General features: G+C 30.5%; 19 protein-coding genes. 13 read left to right on the plus strand and 6 right to left on the minus strand.

The genetic code is table 11. From position 1 onward, the window contains the following. Positions 1–12 precede the first annotated feature (12 nt). Complete coding sequence (locus RCG18_RS18675) at positions 13–1,074, plus strand: glycosyl hydrolase family 18 protein (protein ID WP_308037534.1); 1,062 nt, start codon at positions 13–15, stop codon at positions 1,072–1,074. 2 nt (positions 1,075–1,076) lie between these two features. On the opposite strand, the gene RCG18_RS18680 is transcribed toward RCG18_RS18675, so the two are convergent. Together RCG18_RS18680 and RCG18_RS18685 are read right to left on the minus strand one after the other, a co-directional pair. Next, positions 1,077–1,541, minus strand: coding sequence for a ferritin family protein (locus RCG18_RS18680; RefSeq protein ID WP_308037535.1), 465 nt, complete (start codon positions 1,539–1,541; stop codon positions 1,077–1,079). A 2-nt stretch (positions 1,542–1,543) separates the two neighbouring features. Next, on the minus strand, positions 1,544–1,996 hold the full coding sequence (locus tag RCG18_RS18685; RefSeq protein WP_308037536.1) for a hypothetical protein: 453 nt from the start codon (positions 1,994–1,996) through the stop codon (positions 1,544–1,546). 304 nt (positions 1,997–2,300) lie between these two features. On the opposite strand from RCG18_RS18685, the gene RCG18_RS18690 reads away from it, so the two are divergent. From RCG18_RS18690 to RCG18_RS18710, 5 genes are all read left to right on the plus strand, one after another. Next, positions 2,301–3,695, plus strand: coding sequence for a bifunctional diguanylate cyclase/phosphodiesterase (locus RCG18_RS18690; RefSeq protein ID WP_308037537.1), 1,395 nt, complete (start codon positions 2,301–2,303; stop codon positions 3,693–3,695). Between the two features lie 88 nt (positions 3,696–3,783). After that, on the plus strand, positions 3,784–4,305 hold the full coding sequence (locus RCG18_RS18695; RefSeq protein ID WP_308037539.1) for a flavodoxin domain-containing protein: 522 nt from the start codon (positions 3,784–3,786) through the stop codon (positions 4,303–4,305). 186 nt (positions 4,306–4,491) lie between these two features. Next, complete coding sequence (locus tag RCG18_RS18700) at positions 4,492–5,664, plus strand: tetratricopeptide repeat protein (protein ID WP_308037540.1); 1,173 nt, start codon at positions 4,492–4,494, stop codon at positions 5,662–5,664. 16 nt (positions 5,665–5,680) lie between these two features. Next, entirely contained in the window at positions 5,681–6,373 is a 693-nt protein-coding gene (locus RCG18_RS18705) for a response regulator transcription factor (protein ID WP_308037541.1), read from the plus strand. Positions 6,374–6,385: 12 nt separating this feature from the next. Beyond that, complete coding sequence (locus RCG18_RS18710; protein ID WP_308037542.1) at positions 6,386–7,768, plus strand: HAMP domain-containing sensor histidine kinase; 1,383 nt, start codon at positions 6,386–6,388, stop codon at positions 7,766–7,768. A gap of 122 nt (positions 7,769–7,890) precedes the next feature. Here RCG18_RS18710 and RCG18_RS18715 read toward each other — a convergent pair whose 3' ends face one another. Next, a complete protein-coding gene (locus RCG18_RS18715; protein ID WP_308037543.1) occupies positions 7,891–8,568 on the minus strand; it encodes a uracil-DNA glycosylase in 678 nt (225 codons plus the stop codon). A 308-nt stretch (positions 8,569–8,876) separates the two neighbouring features. Here RCG18_RS18715 and RCG18_RS18720 point away from each other — a divergent pair, with 308 nt between their 5' ends. From RCG18_RS18720 to RCG18_RS18735, 4 genes are all read left to right on the plus strand, one after another. Continuing rightward, positions 8,877–9,923 (plus strand): RNA ligase RtcB family protein, encoded by a 1,047-nt coding sequence (locus RCG18_RS18720; protein WP_308037544.1) that lies wholly within the window; start codon positions 8,877–8,879, stop codon positions 9,921–9,923. 214 nt (positions 9,924–10,137) lie between these two features. Then, positions 10,138–11,175: a hypothetical protein gene (locus tag RCG18_RS18725; protein ID WP_308037545.1), complete on the plus strand. Its 1,038-nt coding sequence runs from the start codon at positions 10,138–10,140 to the stop codon at positions 11,173–11,175. Positions 11,176–11,298: 123 nt separating this feature from the next. Continuing rightward, positions 11,299–11,979: a response regulator transcription factor gene (locus tag RCG18_RS18730; protein ID WP_308037546.1), complete on the plus strand. Its 681-nt coding sequence runs from the start codon at positions 11,299–11,301 to the stop codon at positions 11,977–11,979. Continuing rightward, on the plus strand, positions 11,976–13,880 hold the full coding sequence (locus RCG18_RS18735) for a HAMP domain-containing sensor histidine kinase (protein ID WP_308037547.1): 1,905 nt from the start codon (positions 11,976–11,978) through the stop codon (positions 13,878–13,880). The genes RCG18_RS18730 and RCG18_RS18735 overlap by 4 nt, the downstream gene beginning before the upstream one ends. Positions 13,881–14,120: 240 nt before the next feature. Here the strand turns inward: RCG18_RS18735 and RCG18_RS18740 are convergent, their stop codons facing one another. Beyond that, entirely contained in the window at positions 14,121–14,780 is a 660-nt protein-coding gene (locus RCG18_RS18740; protein WP_308037548.1) for a cysteine hydrolase, read from the minus strand. A 230-nt stretch (positions 14,781–15,010) separates the two neighbouring features. Between RCG18_RS18740 and RCG18_RS18745 the strand changes: the two genes are divergently transcribed. The 3 genes from RCG18_RS18745 to RCG18_RS18755 all read left to right on the plus strand — a co-directional run bounded on the left by RCG18_RS18745 (position 15,011) and on the right by RCG18_RS18755 (position 16,701). After that, positions 15,011–15,661: a hypothetical protein gene (locus RCG18_RS18745; protein WP_308037549.1), complete on the plus strand. Its 651-nt coding sequence runs from the start codon at positions 15,011–15,013 to the stop codon at positions 15,659–15,661. A gap of 173 nt (positions 15,662–15,834) precedes the next feature. Next, complete coding sequence (locus RCG18_RS18750; protein ID WP_308037550.1) at positions 15,835–15,966, plus strand: hypothetical protein; 132 nt, start codon at positions 15,835–15,837, stop codon at positions 15,964–15,966. A 195-nt stretch (positions 15,967–16,161) separates the two neighbouring features. Next, positions 16,162–16,701, plus strand: a complete 540-nt coding sequence (locus RCG18_RS18755) for an AAA family ATPase (protein WP_308037551.1) — start codon at positions 16,162–16,164, stop codon at positions 16,699–16,701. 91 nt (positions 16,702–16,792) lie between these two features. Here the strand turns inward: RCG18_RS18755 and RCG18_RS18760 are convergent, their stop codons facing one another. Next, positions 16,793–17,197, minus strand: coding sequence for a secondary thiamine-phosphate synthase enzyme YjbQ (locus RCG18_RS18760; protein ID WP_308037552.1), 405 nt, complete (start codon positions 17,195–17,197; stop codon positions 16,793–16,795). 299 nt (positions 17,198–17,496) lie between these two features. After that, positions 17,497–18,639 carry a transposase gene (locus tag RCG18_RS18765; RefSeq protein ID WP_308037553.1) on the minus strand — a complete coding sequence of 381 codons (1,143 nt, stop codon included), beginning with the start codon at positions 18,637–18,639 and terminating at the stop codon, positions 17,497–17,499. Positions 18,640–18,667 lie beyond the last annotated feature (28 nt).

An 18,667-nucleotide genomic window follows, 5' to 3' on the forward strand; every position in this document is an offset into this window, starting at 1 on the left:
GAGAGGTACTAAATGATTAATAATTTAAGAAAAAGCTTGTTTTTTACTGGATTGATAATATTAATAGTATTATCAATACCAGTCATATTTATAAATGTCAATTCAAAAGAAGCTCATTCTAAGAATAAAGCTAATAATGTAGACTTGGATAAAGATGCAAAAATATTTGATAATAATATAAATAATTTATCAGCTTGGGTTGTATATTGGGATTTAAATTCTGATAAAGAAATTAAATCTTTAGATAAGAAATTGAAAAATATTTGTTATTTTGCAGCTAATTTTAACTCAAATAACGAATTAAGGATGTCAGAAGAATTAATTGACTACTATAACAAAACAAAGGATTATAAGTACAATAAGTATATGACTGTTGTCAATGATAAAGTAAATGATGATGGGAGTTATTTATTAAAAGATACAAATTTATTAAAAGACCTATTAAATAATTCAGATTCAAGAAGCAAGCATATTGAAGATATTATAAACTTAGCAGTTAAACATGGCTTTGATGGTATAGAAATTGATTATGAACAAATAAAAAATGATATGGAATTATGGGATAATTACATATTATTTATAAATGAACTATATCAAAAAGCTGAAAATAAAGGTTTAAGGCTTAGAGTTGTGTTAGAAACTAATACACCTTTTGATAAATTGAGTTTTGCTGAAGGTCCAACCTATGTATTAATGTGCTACAATTTGCATGGAGGGTTCAGTGAACCGGGAGGAAAAGCAGATCTTAGATTTATCAGAAACTCAATAGAAAGCATGAGCAAAGTTCCAGGAAAAAAGGATTTTGCAATTGCTACGGGAGGCTTTGATTGGGCATCTAATGGAAAAACTACTTCTATTACAGAAGCTGAAGCTAGCGATATGCTAAAAAAATATAATGCTAAAGTAGAGCGTGATAATAAAAGCCGGTGCCTGTTTTTCAGTTATAAAGATGAAAATAATATAAAACATGAAGTATGGTATGCTGATAAAACTACCTTAAAGTCTTGGATGAAGGTTATAACAGAAAAGGGATATGATATTAGCATTTGGAGACTAGGTGGTAATTTGTTTTAATACTAGGTAGGAAAGTAAGAAAAATGACAAGCATTTTTCTTACTTTCCATATTTTTGAGTATTCCCTCTAATATTCTAGCATGTCTACCTTCATCCTTAGCGGCAGTATTAAAGAATTCTTTAGCAGATTCTATATTTAGGGAATCTGCCTTTAGTGCATCTTGTCTTTTAGCATCGTTAGCAAAGATTTCTCCCTCAAGCATTTGTTTTATATCTTGAAAACAATCCTCTGTTATCATGCCGTTCAATTCAGCACAAGTTGCCGCATGTTCTACTTCTTCAAGAGCTAAAACTTTTAATATTTCAGCAATATCACCATAGCCTTGTCTCTGAGCTTGGCGAGCTATAGCAAGGTAAAGACCTGCTTCCTTAGTTTCACCATTGAAGGTTTGTTTTACTGCTCTATCAAGTTCAGTTCCTTTAGTTTCACCTAAAGTAGTCTCAATTGTCAATTTGATATTTTCCATTATTACATGCCTCCTCTTTCTTGTTTATTTCTTTTAAAGGATTCATATATACCTATAGATATTTCTGGATTAATATCCTTTACTTCATCTATATATAAAAGAACACTACCATTATAATCTATTGGATTGCCTAGCAATATTACTTCACAGGCGCTTCTGAGCATATTTATAATACACTCTTCATCATGATATGCATTACAGTTTTTACATTGATTTAATATAAAACCTATGGTGTCTATTACAGATTTTTGGTCAAAAACCTTTGTATCAAAGACAGGAATATTATTTATTTCATCTTCTATAAACTGCTCTCCTGTTTTTAAACAGGTTAAAAGATTTTGCTTACAGTATCCTATAAGACAATTTTCTTTATCACAGGAGTCACAGTAACTAGGACCTAGGCAACAGTTACTAATAGAAGTTATTAATGAGTTAAAATCTATATCCGTTACCAAATAAATCAGCTCCCTTCTATAAAGAATCAATTATGTAGTACTTATTATTATATAATTGAAACTGTTAAAATGCAAATATATCCATTTATATTATCATGAAAAAGTGATATGGAATTTTAGGACTTGCCTTTTTGTACATAAGTCTGATACTTTACTAATATATGGCTTTTTATTTTAAATAACAAGCATAACTATTATGTAAGGTTTTATCATAATACATTAAGAATTCGTGTAAGAGAAGTGATTTTATTAGTTGCTACATATTTGAAAACTTCATAGATACATACAGAAAGGAGATAAATAAATGTCAATAGATCAAAACAAATGCAATTTAAAAATAAAAAATATAGATAATCATAAACATAGTGGTGATATGGATAATCTACAAAAAGAAATGAAGTGTCTGGCTTTGTATAATCCTTTAACCAATATTCCTAATATCATATACGCTAAAGAGAACCTTTCTAAAATAATTAGTTTAGTAGAGCAAAGCGAATTTGCTGCTATTGTATATGTTAATATTAACGATTTCAAAAATGTGAATTATGATTTAGGTTACAAATTTGGAGATAAATTAATTGTAAAAGTTATGTCTATAATAAAGGAATATATAAAAGATGAGGATATGATTTGTCATGTAGCTATCGATAGATTCGCAATATTAGTGAGAAGTGTTAAAGATGAATTGGATCTGGCAGGACTTGTGTATTCATTATCAAAATCCCTAGAGAAAAGTGTCACTATTGAAAATAGCAATATATACATATCAGCAAGTTTAGGCATTGCCATATATCCAAAAGACGGAAGAGATTTAGAAGAATTGTTCAGAAATGCAGATACGGCTATGAGTTTTGCTAAAATTTCTGGAAAAAGTAATTATAAATTTTTCGAAAGCAATATGAGGAAAGAAGTATTAGAAAGAGTAGAACTAGAAAAGGAGCTTAGAGAAGCAGTTGAAAATAATGAATTTACTGTGTTATATCAACCAAAAATAAATATTAGAACAGGAGAGTTAGAGGGAGCAGAAGCTTTAGTAAGATGGATTCATCCTACAAAGGGAATAATATCTCCAATAGTTTTTATTAACTTAGCAGAGGAAATAGGTTTAATAGAAAAGATTGGAGAAATTGTGATGAAGACTGTGTGTTCACAGAATAAAAAATGGCAGGAGGCAGGCTACAAGAAGGCAGCTATAGCTGTTAATCTTTCTGTAAATCAATTAAAGAGTAATAGAATTTTAAATTTAATCAAAAAAACCTTGAATGATACAAAATTAGAAGCTAAGTGGTTAGAAATTGAGATAACGGAAAGCATCATTATGGAGGACTTTAGGTATTTCAAAAAGATGTTAAATAAAATTAGAGATTTAGGTATTAAGGTGTATCTTGATGACTTTGGTACAGGCTATTCCTCTCTAAGCTATCTAAAAACCATTCCTGTAGACTATATAAAAATAGATAAATCCTTTATAGATGATATTGCCAAAGATAAAAAACAAAGCGCCATAGTTTCTGCACTAATACAGTTAGCTCATGGAATAGATTTTAAGGTAGTAGCAGAAGGGGTAGAGGATATGGTGCAGTTAAAAATACTTCAAGAATATAACTGCGATATGGTACAAGGTTATATATTTAGTAAGCCTGTATCGAAGGAAGAATTTGAAGAAATGCTGAAAAAGGAATCAATAAGTAATTCATAAAATAAGTTAATGATATTAAAGGTATCCTTAATAAGCAGGGTAAAACCTGAATATATTGAAGTATGATTATTAAAAGGAGGTATGAGGAATGAAAAGTATAGTTATATATAAATCACAAACAGGTTTTACTAAAAAATATGCAGAGTGGATTGCTGAAGAGCTAGGAGCGGATATTTTTCATGTTTCAGAGGCTAATGTAGACATGCTGAAAAATTATGATACTGTAACTTACGGCGGTGGATTATATGCCAGTGGAATAAATGGCGTAAAGTTTATAACTGAAAACAGTGACAGCCTTAAGGGTAAAAAGGTTATAGTTTTTGCAACAGGAGCCTCAGTAGGAAGAGCTGAGGAAATTGAAGGAGTGAGAAATAAAAACTTTACTGCTGAGCAGCAAGGATATATAAAGTTCTTTTATTTGCGCGGCGGCTTTAATTATAAAAAGCTTAGTCCTCTTAACAAAATACTCATGACATTTCTAAAGTGGAAATTAAAAACGAAAAAAGATTTAACAGCAGATGAAAAAGGAATGCTAGCTGCTTATGATCATCCTATGGATTTTGTAAAAAAGAAAAATATACAAGAGTTAGTTACTTATGCAGTTTCATAATGAAGTGCAAAACTAATATAGAAGAACTTTAGGCGGATTTAATTATTAATCTGCCTATGGTTCTTTTTTGTAACTTTTATGTAATCATTTTTAATAAATATATAACTTTTTAAATAGCAAGAAAAGGTATAATCATAAATGTAATCAAGTTACTTGAATTTATAATTATATAGGGAGTGTTAAGCTATGAAAAAAATAGGATTATGTTTATTAAGTGCAGTTTGTCTGTTAAGTACATCTTGTGGGAGTTTTTCTACACCTCAAGCCTTAATTAAATCTCCTACTGTAAATAAAGTTATGGCTAGCAGCGTAGATGTAAAATCAATAGCGCAAAGTTATCTTCCACAGGGAGCAAAGCTACTGGGTACTAATGAAATAGTAACAGGAAAGTCTGTATATCATATGGACTTAGACGGAGATAACCAGAATGAAATATTAGCTTTTTTTAAGATTGAGGATAAGTTTGAAAAAGGATTCATTATTTTAAAGGAAAAAAATAATAAATGGGAAAAGATAGAAGAGAAAAAAACTGAGTGCAATTCTATAGCAAGGGTAGAGTTTACTAATGTAACAAGTAAAGATAAAAAGAGTCTTATAGTTGGTTCCTTGATAAGCAGTCATGCTGGAGCTGTATATAAAGCTTATACTTTTGAAAATGGCAAGTTTGAAGAAACTTATTTAGGTATATGGAATAAATTCGAAATATTAAATGCACCATCAGATAAGGATAACAGCTTTGTTTTCAGTGGTTGGACAAATTGTATTGGGAACGTACAAAAAGCAGAGATATTTAAGCTTAAAGATAAGAAAATGTATTATGGAGAAGACTTTAATTCTTATTATAAAAACTTTATAGAATATTACAATGGTTTAATAAAGGAAAAGTCTAATAATGAGTTAGCTTGGTATCTGCTAGCTGATGCACAATTAAAAGCAGGCATGACAAAGGATGCTTTAAAATCTATGGGGACTGCATCACAAATAGAAGCTTCTAAAAAATATTTCCCTGTAGATTCTAGTTATTTTGAACTATTAAATGTTGAAGCTTTGAGAATTGAAAAGCATTATGACGGGGCTCTTGAAATATTAGACAAAGTATATAAAAGTATTGAAATTAAGCTTACTTCAAAAGATGTTTTAATAGATACAGAGTATTTTATAGCTAATATATATGTACAATATGGTAAAATATATTTAGATAAGAATGATAAAGAAAAAGCAAGAGAATATTTTACTAAAGCTTTAAATGCTTTTGAAGAGTTAAATAAAAAAGGCCATTATGGTACTGATGGGTATATAGATATACACAGAGATGCGGATATAAATACTGTTAAAGCTTATTTAGAAAAAGTAAAATAATTTTGGAGTTGATTGCATGAAGGAAAAGATACTAGTAGTAGAAGATGAAGCTAATATAAGAAGCTTTTTGGTAGTAAATTTAAGTATAAGTGATTTTCATGTGATAGAAGCCTCTTCGGGAGAAGAGGCTTTGAAGATATGTAAAACAGATATGCCAGATGTAGCAATTTTAGATATAATGCTGCCTGGTATAGATGGTTATGAGCTTTGTCAGAAGCTTAGAGAGAGGTCTGAAAACATGGCTATAATAATGCTTACGGCCAAAGGACAAGATATGGACAAGATAGTGGGGTTAGATTTAGGCGCTGATGATTATATGGTAAAACCCTTTAACCCTATGGAGCTCATTTCAAGAATAAGAGCTATTTTAAGAAGGGTAAAGGCAACTTCAAAGACTAAGAATGAAGATGTGATAAGTATAAAAAATTTAAAGTTAAATAAATACTCGCAAAAATTGTACAAAGATGATATAGAACTAAATTTAACTAACAGGGAAAGTGCACTTATGATAGTATTTATGGAAAATCTAGATAAAGCTTTTACAAGGGATGAACTTTTAAATTTAGCTTGGGGTGAAGATTTTTTTGGAGATTATAAAACTGTAGATGTACATGTAAGAAGATTGAGAGAGAAGATAGAAGAAGATCCATCTAATCCTGAATTCATAAAAACTGTATGGGGACATGGTTATAGGTTTACTAAATTTTAGGAAGTGATTTTGTTGCAAAGCATTAAGAAAAGGCTTTTTGGAAGCCACTTTATAGCGATTTTTTTAACAGTAGTAGTTTTAGAGGTTATCAGTTTTGTAACAATAAAGAATTATTACTATAGGACAATAGAGGAAAACTTAAGAAAGCAAGCTAAAATGTCTATAGTTTTTTATAATAGATATCTTTTAAGAGATGATCCTAAAAAGTCTTCAGAGGATCTTATTGAAAATTTATCTTCATCTACAAATGCACAGGTTCAAATAATATCCGCTGAAGAAAAAATAATAGCAGATTCCTTGGGAATTAAAGAGGGAGAAAAAATGGAATCTGAGGATGTGAAAAAAGCTTTAAAGGGAACTCCCTCTGTATGGATAGGCATACCGAATTATACCAATGAAAAATCTTTATGTGTATCTTATCTTTTAACAGAACCAGGAGAGAATGCCAGAGTTATAAGGCTTGTATCTTCTTTAGCTGAAGTGGATAAGCTTTTAAACAAAATCTTTGGAATTTTTAACCTCATAGGTTTTTTTGTAATACTAATCATATCTACAGTAAGTTTGGCTATATCAAACAGCATTATCAAACCATTAAACAAAGTAACAGAAGCTGCTAAAGACATGGCTTTAGGGAAATTCTCTACTAGAGCAGAAAAAAAATATAATGATGAAGTAGGCAGCCTGGCAGATACTTTAAACTTTATGGCTGAAGAAATAACCAAAAATGAAAGGTTAAAAAATGACTTTATATCCTCCATATCTCATGAAATTAGAACACCACTTACCTCCATAAAAGGTTGGGCTTTAACCTTAAAGAGAAAAGAACTTACAGATGCTATAAGAAGAGAAGAGGGGTTAAATATTATAATAGAAGAAAGCGAAAGACTTTCAGCTATGGTAGAAGAATTACTGGATTTTTCTAAGTTTGAAGCTAACAGAATTGTACTTAATATAGATGATGTAGATATTAAAGAGCTATTATTTAGCATACTAAGTCAGCTAGAACCAAGAGCTTCAAGAAATAATATAGATTTAGAAGCTCATATAGAAGATATACCTACAATAAAAGCAGATAGAAATAGATTAAAACAGGTATTTATAAATATAATAGATAACGCTTTGAAGTTTACTCCTGAGGGTGGATGTATAAAAGTATTTGCATGTATGACTAACGATAAAATTACAGTGTCAATTGAAGATAACGGATGTGGAATAGAGAAAGAACATCTTCCTAATATATTAAAAAAGTTTTATAAAGCTGATGTGAAAAAGCCAGGCAGTGGAATTGGCTTAGCGATTTGTGATGAAATAGTCAGGCTGCATGGAGGTACTTTATCTATTGATAGCACTGAGAAAGAAGGAACAAAGGTACAGATTGAGTTTATAAAGAAATAAAGGTAAGGTAAGAGAAATATAGACATTCCCTTGCCTTATTTGTAACTACCTACATCCCTAAAAACAGCAATTGGATTTTGCAGTATTTCAAGCACCAATTTTTTAGTAAATCCTTTATATTATCATATGTTTGGGATTTGCCAATCAATAGGAGCTTCGCCAATAGACTCTAAAAATTTATTAGTTTTTGAGAAGGGTTTGCTCCCGAAAAAACCTCTATGAGCAGAAAGTGGACTTGGATGTGGGGCTTTTATTATGTAATGAATTTTATTTGTTACAAGTTTTTCCTTTGAAATAGCATTACTTCCCCATAAAATAAAGACCATAGGCTTTTCCCTTTTATTAAGTATAGAAATAATTGCATCAGTGAATATTTCCCAACCTCTATTCCTATGAGAATTTGCTTCTCTTGCTCTTACCGTAAGGGCTGTATTAAGGAGCAGCACACCCTGATCAGTCCATTTTTTTAAATATCCATTGTTTGGAATAAAGCAGCCAAGGTCATCCTGTAATTCTTTATAAATATTAACTAGAGAAGGAGGTGCAGGTACCTCAGGCTTTACAGAGAAGCTAAGCCCATGTGCTTGATTAGGACCATGATAGGGATCTTGACCTAGGATAACTACTTTTACATCCTTATATGCAGTATAATTCAAGGCATTAAATATATCATATTTATCTGGATATATAGCTCTAGAGCCATATTCATGTATTAAGAAGGTTCTCAATTCTTTATAATATTCCATTTGGAATTGATTTTCTAATAATCCCATCCAATCGTTTTTTATGTTAACAGCCATAGTTATCACTCTCCAATTCTAAAATTTGTGTATGTAAGGTTCTAAATAATAATACCATATTTATGCCAAAAATATAAAGGCATAAGCTATTTATACAATAAAATTGATTTTTTTGAGAATAATTGATAAAATTAGCACATGATTTTAATAAAATTTATTAGTAAAGGTTGTGATGAATATGATAAAAAGTATGATGGTGAGAGAAGATTAAATAAGAATTTACTAGATCATATTATAGTAATTGCTTAAAAATTAGTTATTCTCTCAATAAGAACACTATTTTATTTATAAGGAGAGAATATTATAATATGCATAAAATTATATACACGGAAAAATCATGGATGGAAAGCAAAGGTATAGAACAGGTAAAAAAACTATCAACCTTAAAAGGTGTAATTTTAGCTGTGGGCTATCCAGACCTACATCCTGGGAAAACACCAGTGGGAGCAGCTTTTGTTACAGAGGGTATAATTTATCCTCACTTAATAGGAAACGACATAGGATGTTCTATAAGTTTGTTTCAAACTTCTACCTATAAAAAGAAGTTTAAAATAGATAAGGTAATGAAGAATTTAAATAATATTGAGTTTGAAAAAACTTCAGAAAAAGATGAGTTTAATATTGGTACTATAGGCAAAGGCAATCATTTTGCAGAATTCACTGTTATTGATGAGGTGTTAGATAAAGAGGAGTTTGATAGTTTAAAGCTAGATAAAAATAAAGTACATTTATTAGTTCACAGCGGCAGCAGAGGGCTTGGAGAGCATGTTTTGAGAAAGCACATTGAACAATATAGCTGTCAAAATGGTCTGATAGAAGGCAGTGAAGGTTTTGAAAGCTACTTAAAAGATTATGAACATGCAATAGCTTTTGCTGAAAGAAATAGACAATTAATAGCTGAAAAATTATGTACTGGTATAAATAGCTCAGTAGAACATCTTGTAATCGAAGCAGTTCATAATGGTATAGAATGCAAAGATAATTATTATGTTCACAGAAAAGGAGCAGCTCTTTCTGATAAGGGATACGTTGTTATAGCAGGTTCTAGAGGTACCAATTCATATATTGTTAGACCTATTAATGGGAGCATAGATACAGGATTCTCAATTGCCCATGGAGCTGGACGTAAGTGGGACAGAAATGGTTGCAAGGAAAGACTTTTAGGTAAGTTTTCTAAAAAAGATATTAAAAGTGGAAACTTTAGTTATAACCTTGTATGTAAAGACAAAAGTCTAATCTATGAGGAAGCACCAGAAGCGTATAAAAACATAGATAGAGTAATCCAAGATCTTATTGAATTTGACATGATTAAAGTAATAGCAAAGCTAAAACCTCTTATTACCTATAAGGATTAAAAAGGTAGATAAAATGCAAATAAGATTATAGCAAGTATTAATTAAATTATTACCTTTATGTAATGTAAGCGTTGAGTAGAAGAGAACGACATTCTTTAATTAGGATGTCGTTCTTTCATTGTTCGTTGAATGTTAATGTGAAGGACACAGGAAGGACACATGAGAAAAATATAATAATCTTGTAACAAACAATAACAAATGGAGGGAACAAATTATGAAAAAAATATTTTTAACATCACTACTTATAGCTGCAACGGTGACTACACTACATGTTAAAACTTTTGCTGCTGATAACAAGGTAGATGATTCAGCAGCGAAAGTTATTCAAAGGGTTTCTACTGCGCCTATGTTAACAGAACTAACTGGTACTATTGAAAAAACAGGAGAAAATGAAATTGACGTAAAAGCAAAAGATGGTAAAACTTATACTGTACCTATTGATGAATTTTCTAAATTAGATGGATTTAAGGATTTAAATTTGAAGGTTGGTACAGAGGTATCTTTAAAAGCCATGGATTTTTCTAGAGATTTCATCAGCATAAAAGCTACTAAGATTGCTGAAAGTTCTGATTCGAAAGACATTAAAGCTGGCAAAGCAGTTATTTTTGCTAAAAAAATTTCTGATTCAAAAAATATACAATTAACTAACAATAGAGATAGCCTTTCTACTACGGTTACCATAGCTAGTAAAGATGGAGAACAAGGTAAACTATTCTTTATTGCAAGTGAACTAACTGCAAACGGAAAGACTTTAAAACTAGATAAAACTAGTATTACTCAAGCGATTTCTACTACACCTGAACTAAAAGAACTAAGTGGTGCCATTGAAAAGACAGGAGAAAATGAAATCAACGTAAAAGCAAAGGATGGTAAAACTTATACTGTACCTATTGATGAATTTTCTAAATTAGATGGATTTAAGGGTTTAAATTTAAAAGTTGGTACAGAGGTATCTTTAAAAGCAATGGAATTTTCTAAAGCTATAAAAGTTGATGCAGAGGCATCTCCAGAAACTTATATCAACAAAGCAACTGGTTTAGATGCTGAGAACTCAGAACTTAAAGATGTTAATATGGGTATAGGTGCTACTCTTAATTTAGGAGATACAATAACTTACAATACAGTTAGTCCTTCTGGATCTGCTGAGGTAATTAGTGTAACTGCTAAAGATGGAGAACAAAATAAATTATACTTTATTGCAAGTGAACTAACTGCAAATGGAAAGACTTTAAAATTAGCTAACTCTAAATAATATATTGTCAATATAATTTGACACCTGCTTATAGTATAATATAGGCAGGTATTCTTGTGCTTGTGGTGTAATTATTTTGTGCCTAGAGATGATCTATTAAATTAAAAGCGAGGTTTTAGTATTATGAGCAGAAACATCCTGTTAGTTGAAGATGATGAAAGAATGCGAGAAATTGTTGCAGACTATTTTGCAAGAGAAGACTTTCATATCTTCGAAGCGGAAAATGGTAGACAAGCTATGGATATTTTTGAAAAAGAGGAAATTAACTTGATTATTTTGGACATTATGATTCCTAAGTTAGATGGGTGGTCAGTTTGTAAAAGGCTGAGAAAAATATCAGATGTACCTATTATCATGCTTACGGCAAGGTCTGATGAAGAAGATAAATTAATGGGGTATGATTTAGGTGCTGATGACTATGTAACAAAACCCTTCAGTCCAAGAGTATTGGTTGCTAAGTCAAAAATGTTATTAAAAAGAGTGGAAGGTTCCGTAGGTAAAGATGATGGAATTTTAACTTTCAATGGTGTAGAAATAAATAGACTATCTCGAACTGTTAAAATAGATGAAAGATCAGTAGACTTTGCTCCAAAAGAGTTTGAACTTCTGCTTTATATGATGGAAAATAAGGATATTGTTTTGTCAAGAGAGGCTATTTTAAGCAAAGTTTGGGGTTACGATTATTATGGAGACTTAAGAACTGTTGATACTCATATAAAAAAGATTAGAAATAAACTTGGAGATAAAGCTGCTTGTATTTCAACCATTATTGGTTCTGGATATAAATTTGAGGTATCCAAATGAATAAGAGAGGTATTACATTTAAGTTATTTATTATCACCTTGTTATTTTTCACTGTCTTTTTATCGCTTTTTATAACAGCGCAAACTATGTTTTTTAAGAAATTCTATTTAACTACCAAGGTCTCCAAGCTTCAAAAAAACTTAAATAATTTCAGCTTGCAATACCAAAATGAAAATTGGGACAGCTCCACTATTACTAAATATATGAATCGATTTACGGACCAAAATAATGCCCAAATTGCAGTATTAGATGCAAATGGAAATATAAAATATACTCCTAATTTTGAAATTATTATAGAATCTTCTTCAAAAGGCAAAATTAAAATACCATTAAACAGCATAGCATATTTAGATGGATTTCAAAACTTAAAGCTTACAAAAGGCGATGAGATTGAAGTTAAAGGGTATTTTGGTGATGATTTTAGCCAAGTTCTATCTTTAATAAGTATAAAAAATGGAAATGAAAAGTGGGAGAATTCAAATCTTAGATTTGCGGTTAACCAAGGAGTGGCAGTTGCAGATAAAGAAGTTGGCAATGCAGACAATTTTGGAATTAGTGTTTCAAAAACTGTAGAACTTCCCAGCATGACTATTTCAACTTATCCAGCGGATGCATCCGTAGAAGCGGTTAAGCCGATAATCAATTTTAAATTAGAAAATATTGTTGGGAAAATTATAGAATTAAATGTTCCATCTCAAATCGAACAAATATCAAATTATAATACAGATTTACTCTGGACCTCTATTGACTATTGGAACTTGATTTTAAAACCCAAAAAAATTGGCTTGGAGCCAAATAAAATAAGCAACTTCCATTATTCAGGCCGATCTAATGGTATGGATAATATAGCGCTTGTAAAGCCGATCATTAAAAATAATAAAATTTCTGAGTTTATATTTGTTATTACGTCCCTGCAACCAGTGGGTGAGGCCATAGATACCATGAAACTCTACTATGTTTATGCTTTTTTATTTGCTCTTTTAGTAATAATTGGGATGGCTCTTCTTTTTTCAAATATTCTATCTAAGCCGTTACTTAAAATGAATCGAGTGGCTGCAAAAATGGCAGATTTGGACTTCTCTGAGGAATGTGAAATATACTCTAAAGACGAACTGGGTAGTCTTTCAACAAGTTTGAATCGCTTATCTAAAAACCTTAGTAACAGTTTAAGTGAGTTAAAAATTGCAAATGAAGAGCTTCAAAAGGACATAGAGAAAGAAAGAAGCCTTGAAAAAATGCGCAAAGAATTTATCTCCAGTGTCTCTCATGAATTTAAGACACCTTTAGGGATTATGAAGGGCTTTGCTGAAGGGGTTAAAGATAATATTGCAGAAGAAAAAAAAGAATATTATATTGATGTTATCTTAGATGAAATTGGAAAAATGGATGAACTGGTATTGGATTTGCTCGATCTTTCAAAACTTGAATCAAAAGCCTATAAATTAAAACTAGAAAACTTCCTTATTTTAAACCTCATAGATGAAGTGAAAAGCAGGCTATTGATTCGTGCAAATGAAAAAGATATTCTTATTGAGCTTCAGTGTGGACAGACTGATCTTCAAGTTTATGCGGATAGGCGAGGAATTGAACAAGTTATTACAAATATTTTAAGTAATGCCATAAGACATACCAATGTTAATGGAAATATACAAATAAGTGTTGTCAAAAAGAATACATGTGTCTATGTTTCTATTGAAAATAGTGGTGAGCATATCTCAGAAGAGGATTTAATCAGAATTTGGGATAGGTTCTATAGAGTTGAAAAATCTAGAGACAGAAAAACTGGAGGCACTGGGCTTGGTTTACCTATAGTGAAAAATATTCTTTTATTACATGAAAGTAATTTTGGAGCAGAAAATACAGAGAGTGGAGTTCGATTTTATTTTACTTTGAAGCTTTAGCTCGAAGAAAGAAATTTTCTTTATAAATGGAATCGTTAGACTTTCTTATGAATCTAAAGAAGAAAAAATTGATTTATTTAAAACATCTTCTAACCACTCTTGCTGAGGGCTAAGGATGCCATAAAGATTTATATTTACGTTTGGCTAAAAACAATAAAAACCTCTGTTCTATAGAAATAGAACAGAGGTTTTTATTGTTAAAAGGAAAGAGATAATCAGTGATATTTATTAATAAATAGTTTAAAAGCTAATCAAATTGGACTTTGTTAAAGTCACTCGACCTCTAGTTCCAGGACTGTTAAGCATATGCCATGCTGTATATTGTTCAGCATAAGGATCATTAGCAGACATGCCATCAACAGGAACAATAACATTATAATCACGAAAAGCAGCAGCAGTAGCTGTATGAAGGACTGCACCATTGGCTGCATAACCAGTAACGATGACAGTTTTAATGCCTTTTTTCTGTAATATTTTTTCTAAATTCGTTTTATAGAACTTATCTACAGTTGATTTCACAATAGGATCACCGCGCAAAGGAGTTAGTTGTTTGAAGATATCCGATGGATTTCCCATAGGAATAAGACTATAGACAACTAACATATTATTTTTACGGGCTCTGACCAGTAGATTATTAATATTAGGGATAGAGGCTATACAGCGAGGGCTTTTGCATATAGAAGTTTCCATATCTAATATTAGTAGTGCGGTGGTCTTTGGATCAATTGTTACCGGTTTTAGTTCAGGTGCTGGAGGAACGGGTACGGTATTCCACTTATCGATGATTGTTTGATCTGCTGCATCAGCCTGTATGTTTGAAGAAGATTGGTTTCCACCATAACTAGAATCATCGCTGAAATAGTCAAAGGATTTACCATATATAGGGCAAAAATATTTCACATTAATCCTCCTTAGATTATTCATGTCGTTATATATTATGTAAATTGATAAGAAATGGTGACTTTAAATAGATAAATTACAATATTAGAAATTTTAAAGAATACTATAATGACTTAAAGAAATGCATAGTTAGACAAGTCGAATAATAATATAGTTATAGTAGTTAATAGACTTAAAGCTTTAGTACCTGAATTTGTCCGTAGATCAATTTAGATTAAAAGGGAGGTATTATGAGTAAAAAAGAAGAAATAATTAAATTATTTAATAATGGTGTCGAGGATAAAGAGATTGCAGATAGAATAGAGACTAGCTTAAAATATGTTAGGCAAGTGTTAAAAGATAAAAGAAAAGCAACTGTAAGCAAGGAAACAAATGGGGAAAATAATCACGAGTCAGAAATAGATTGTATTAATAAAGAGATAAATGAACTGAAGTTTAAAATAGAAGAACAAGAAAGAATAATTCAATATATACTTAATGATAAAGAGGGAAAAGCCACTGATAAAGAGGAAGATGTTATAGTGAAAATAGAGGAAGTTGAAAGTTTTATTAAAAATATTAGAAAAAATTATAGGTATATAAAAGATTTTAGAGTTAAGTTTACTATAGATTGGGATAACTCTTTTCATGAAAAGGATGAAAATACTATAGATAATAAGCCCTCTTTCAATCCAATTGCATTTTATAGGAAAGAAGGAGAAAAAAAGCTAAAAGAAAAACTTAGCTATTTATCAAGTGAAGAGTTGATACAAATAATAAAGGATTATGTCTCAGATCATAAAGGGGACGCTTGCAGGTGGAAAAATAAAGATAAATTAGTGCAGTACATTTTAGATAGAGTTAAAAACTTTGCAGAGAGTAGTAAGGTGCTTTACACTTAGTGAAGCTGCACATAAAATTATAATTTGATGTAAAAGGCCATTGCTTAATTATTAGGCAGTGGCTTGAATTTTATTTTTGAACAAATATATATAATATTGTGATATATTTTATGCAATGATATAATTTTTACTGAAATCCTAATGGAAGATACTATTTTTAGGAGGTGTTTTTTATGGAAGCAAAGATATTTATGTCGGTATCGCAGTTAGTTAGGTCCCTTTTAGGTGTTTTTGTACTTGGAATCATATTTGGTGGCTTAATAGGAGGATTTGTAGTTTCAAAGTTTAAAAAGCGTTTGAGATAGAATAGTACTAGCGAGTCAAAAATTAGAAAAGAAGTTAATACTATAAAGTATTATAAAATGCTAGGGAATTACATCCATATAATGCAAATAAGATATACAAATTTTTGTATATCTTATTTGCATTATATGGATGTATAATAAGAAAGGGTGAAAAATGATATTAATTTTTAAGAATGGGGGTACAAGAGCATTAATATGAAAATACAGGTTATAGGTGCCTCAGGCACAGGGAAAAGTACATTATGCAAATACATAAGTGAAAAAACTGGTGCTTACTGGATTGATACAGACAAATATTTATGGAAAGACAGTTTTTTCACTGAAAATCATCCGGTTGAAGAACGTTTTAAGATGTATAACGACGATATTGCTAATCATCAAGATTATGTTGTTTCAGGTTCTGTGCATTCTTGGAACCCTGAAGGGTTCAATGACAGGGAGTTGCTGGTATTGCTGATACTTGATGAGGAGATTCGCATGAAGAGAATTTATGACAGAGAGTTTGAAAGATTCGGAGAAAGAATGCTTCCCGGTGGAGATCACTATCACTTGACCTGCGAGTTTCTTGACTGGTGTAGAACTTATCTGACTGAAGATGAAAATGCGGTTAATTCATTAGCAAGCCATATGCTTCGTTTGAAGGAAGCACCTTGTAAAACATTAGTTTTAGACGGAAATCAGCCAGAATATGTACTTTATGCACATATCCTAAATGCGTATTGGCAGGCTAGATGAATAATAACATAAAACGAATTGTATTTTAGATAGATTTGAATTTAAACAAATCTATCTACGTTCTCTTTTGTATGTAACTTTAAAGTAGATATTATCCTTCAATAACCTTTATATAAACCTTTCTATTTCTAGGGCCATCAAATTCACAGAAATAAATACCCTGCCAGGTTCCTGTAAGAAGCTCACCAGCTTCTACTATGACAGTAGCACTAGAGCCCATGTAGGAAGCTTTAAGATGAGCATGGGAATTTCCTTCTAAATGCTTATAATCGCCTTTAATAGGTATAAGTTTATCCAAAGTAGCAATTATATCTCTAGTTACGTCAGGATCAGCATTTTCGTTTATTGTTATACCACCAGTGGTATGAGGACAAAAAATTACTGCTATTCCATTCTTAATAGCACTTTCTTTAACAGACTTTTCAACAAGATGGCTTATATTAATAAATTGCTCTTCTTTTGTAGTTTTAATATCATATTTGAATGTATTACTCATGGCTAAAACTCCTTTTACAAAAAATAAAGGTATAATACTGTTTTTATTATATTTCATCACAATTAATTAAATATGTAAAGTCTTATATTTTTTAGTACTTTTTCTTATTTCTGTTTACTAAATATATAACATATTGTATAATTGATAAAACATTATGGAAGGTGATGTTGTCAATTACTCACCGCCTATAGAGGCGGGAGCTTGTAACTCTACTACACATAGTACTAGCGATATTTAATATCTCCCATCTCAAACGTAGGTTACGATACGGTGATTGACAGCACCGCAACATAGCAAGTTTACTCACTATGTTCTTTAGAGTTATTCTCAACATACTCAAGACCTTTTCTCCAAAGATTTATTGCTCCAATCCTATCATCATTAGATTGATAGTTGCAATTTTTACATTTAAAGATATGCTTCTTTTTATCTCTATTAGCTTTTTCAACATGCCCACATTTAGGGCAAGTTTGACTTGTATATTTAGGACTAACTATTATAGCAATTGAATTATTCATTTTAGCCTTATATTCAAGTAATTGCCTAAATTGATAGAAAGCCCAAGATATAGAAACATATCTATTATTAATATTAATTTTTTCAGTAACAGTTCTAACGTTAGTTAAATCTTCAAGAACAAATAATGTATTTGTTCCATATTTGTCAACGAGTGCCTTCGTAATGGTATGGTTAATAGCACTAATATAACGGTTTTCTCTTGAACCAATAGATTTAATTCTACGTTTTGCTGACTTGCTACCACACTCTTGTAGTTGTTTTCTTAGTATTTTATAGTGTCCTCTTTTAGCTTTTATATGTCTACCATTATAGAAAGTGGTTTTACCATAACTATCATAGGTAGTTGCTAAAAAGTTGATACCGAGGTCAACACCTACAATTTTATTAACTTCAAAAGGTGTGGTTTGAGGATAATCTTTAGTCATTGGTATATGCAAAAAGTATTTATTAAATTTATATACCAATTTAGCAGTACCAAAACTATAAGAGCCATCAAAATACTTTTCCATACCTTTAGTTTCATAAGGTATTTTGAGTCTACCTTGTAGGCTATTAATAGAGAATATATCTTTAGTTAAGGAATAATCTCTATTCCAAACAAGGTCATACTCTAAATTTTTAAACTGTATTAAGGTAAAATCACGCCAATTGGACTTATTGGTTTTATATTTAGCAATAGCAGTTTTCATACAACTTTGAGCCATTTGAGATTTTAAATTATATGTGTCTCTTAAATAATAATAAGTATCTTCATTAATCTTTTTTTGATTAAGACAATTATTATCAAAGATATATTTAGATATATAATTTAGTGCCCTTTTTATTTGAAACATTGTAATATTTAAAATTTCTATTTGCTCATTAGTAGGATATATTTGTATTTTAGATGTTATAGTAATTTCTATAATATCAACTCCTTTCACTAATCATAATAATTATATCATATTAGTG

This window comes from Clostridium sp. OS1-26, from assembly GCF_030915445.1.
GTDB lineage: Bacteria > Bacillota > Clostridia > Clostridiales > Clostridiaceae > Clostridium_AM.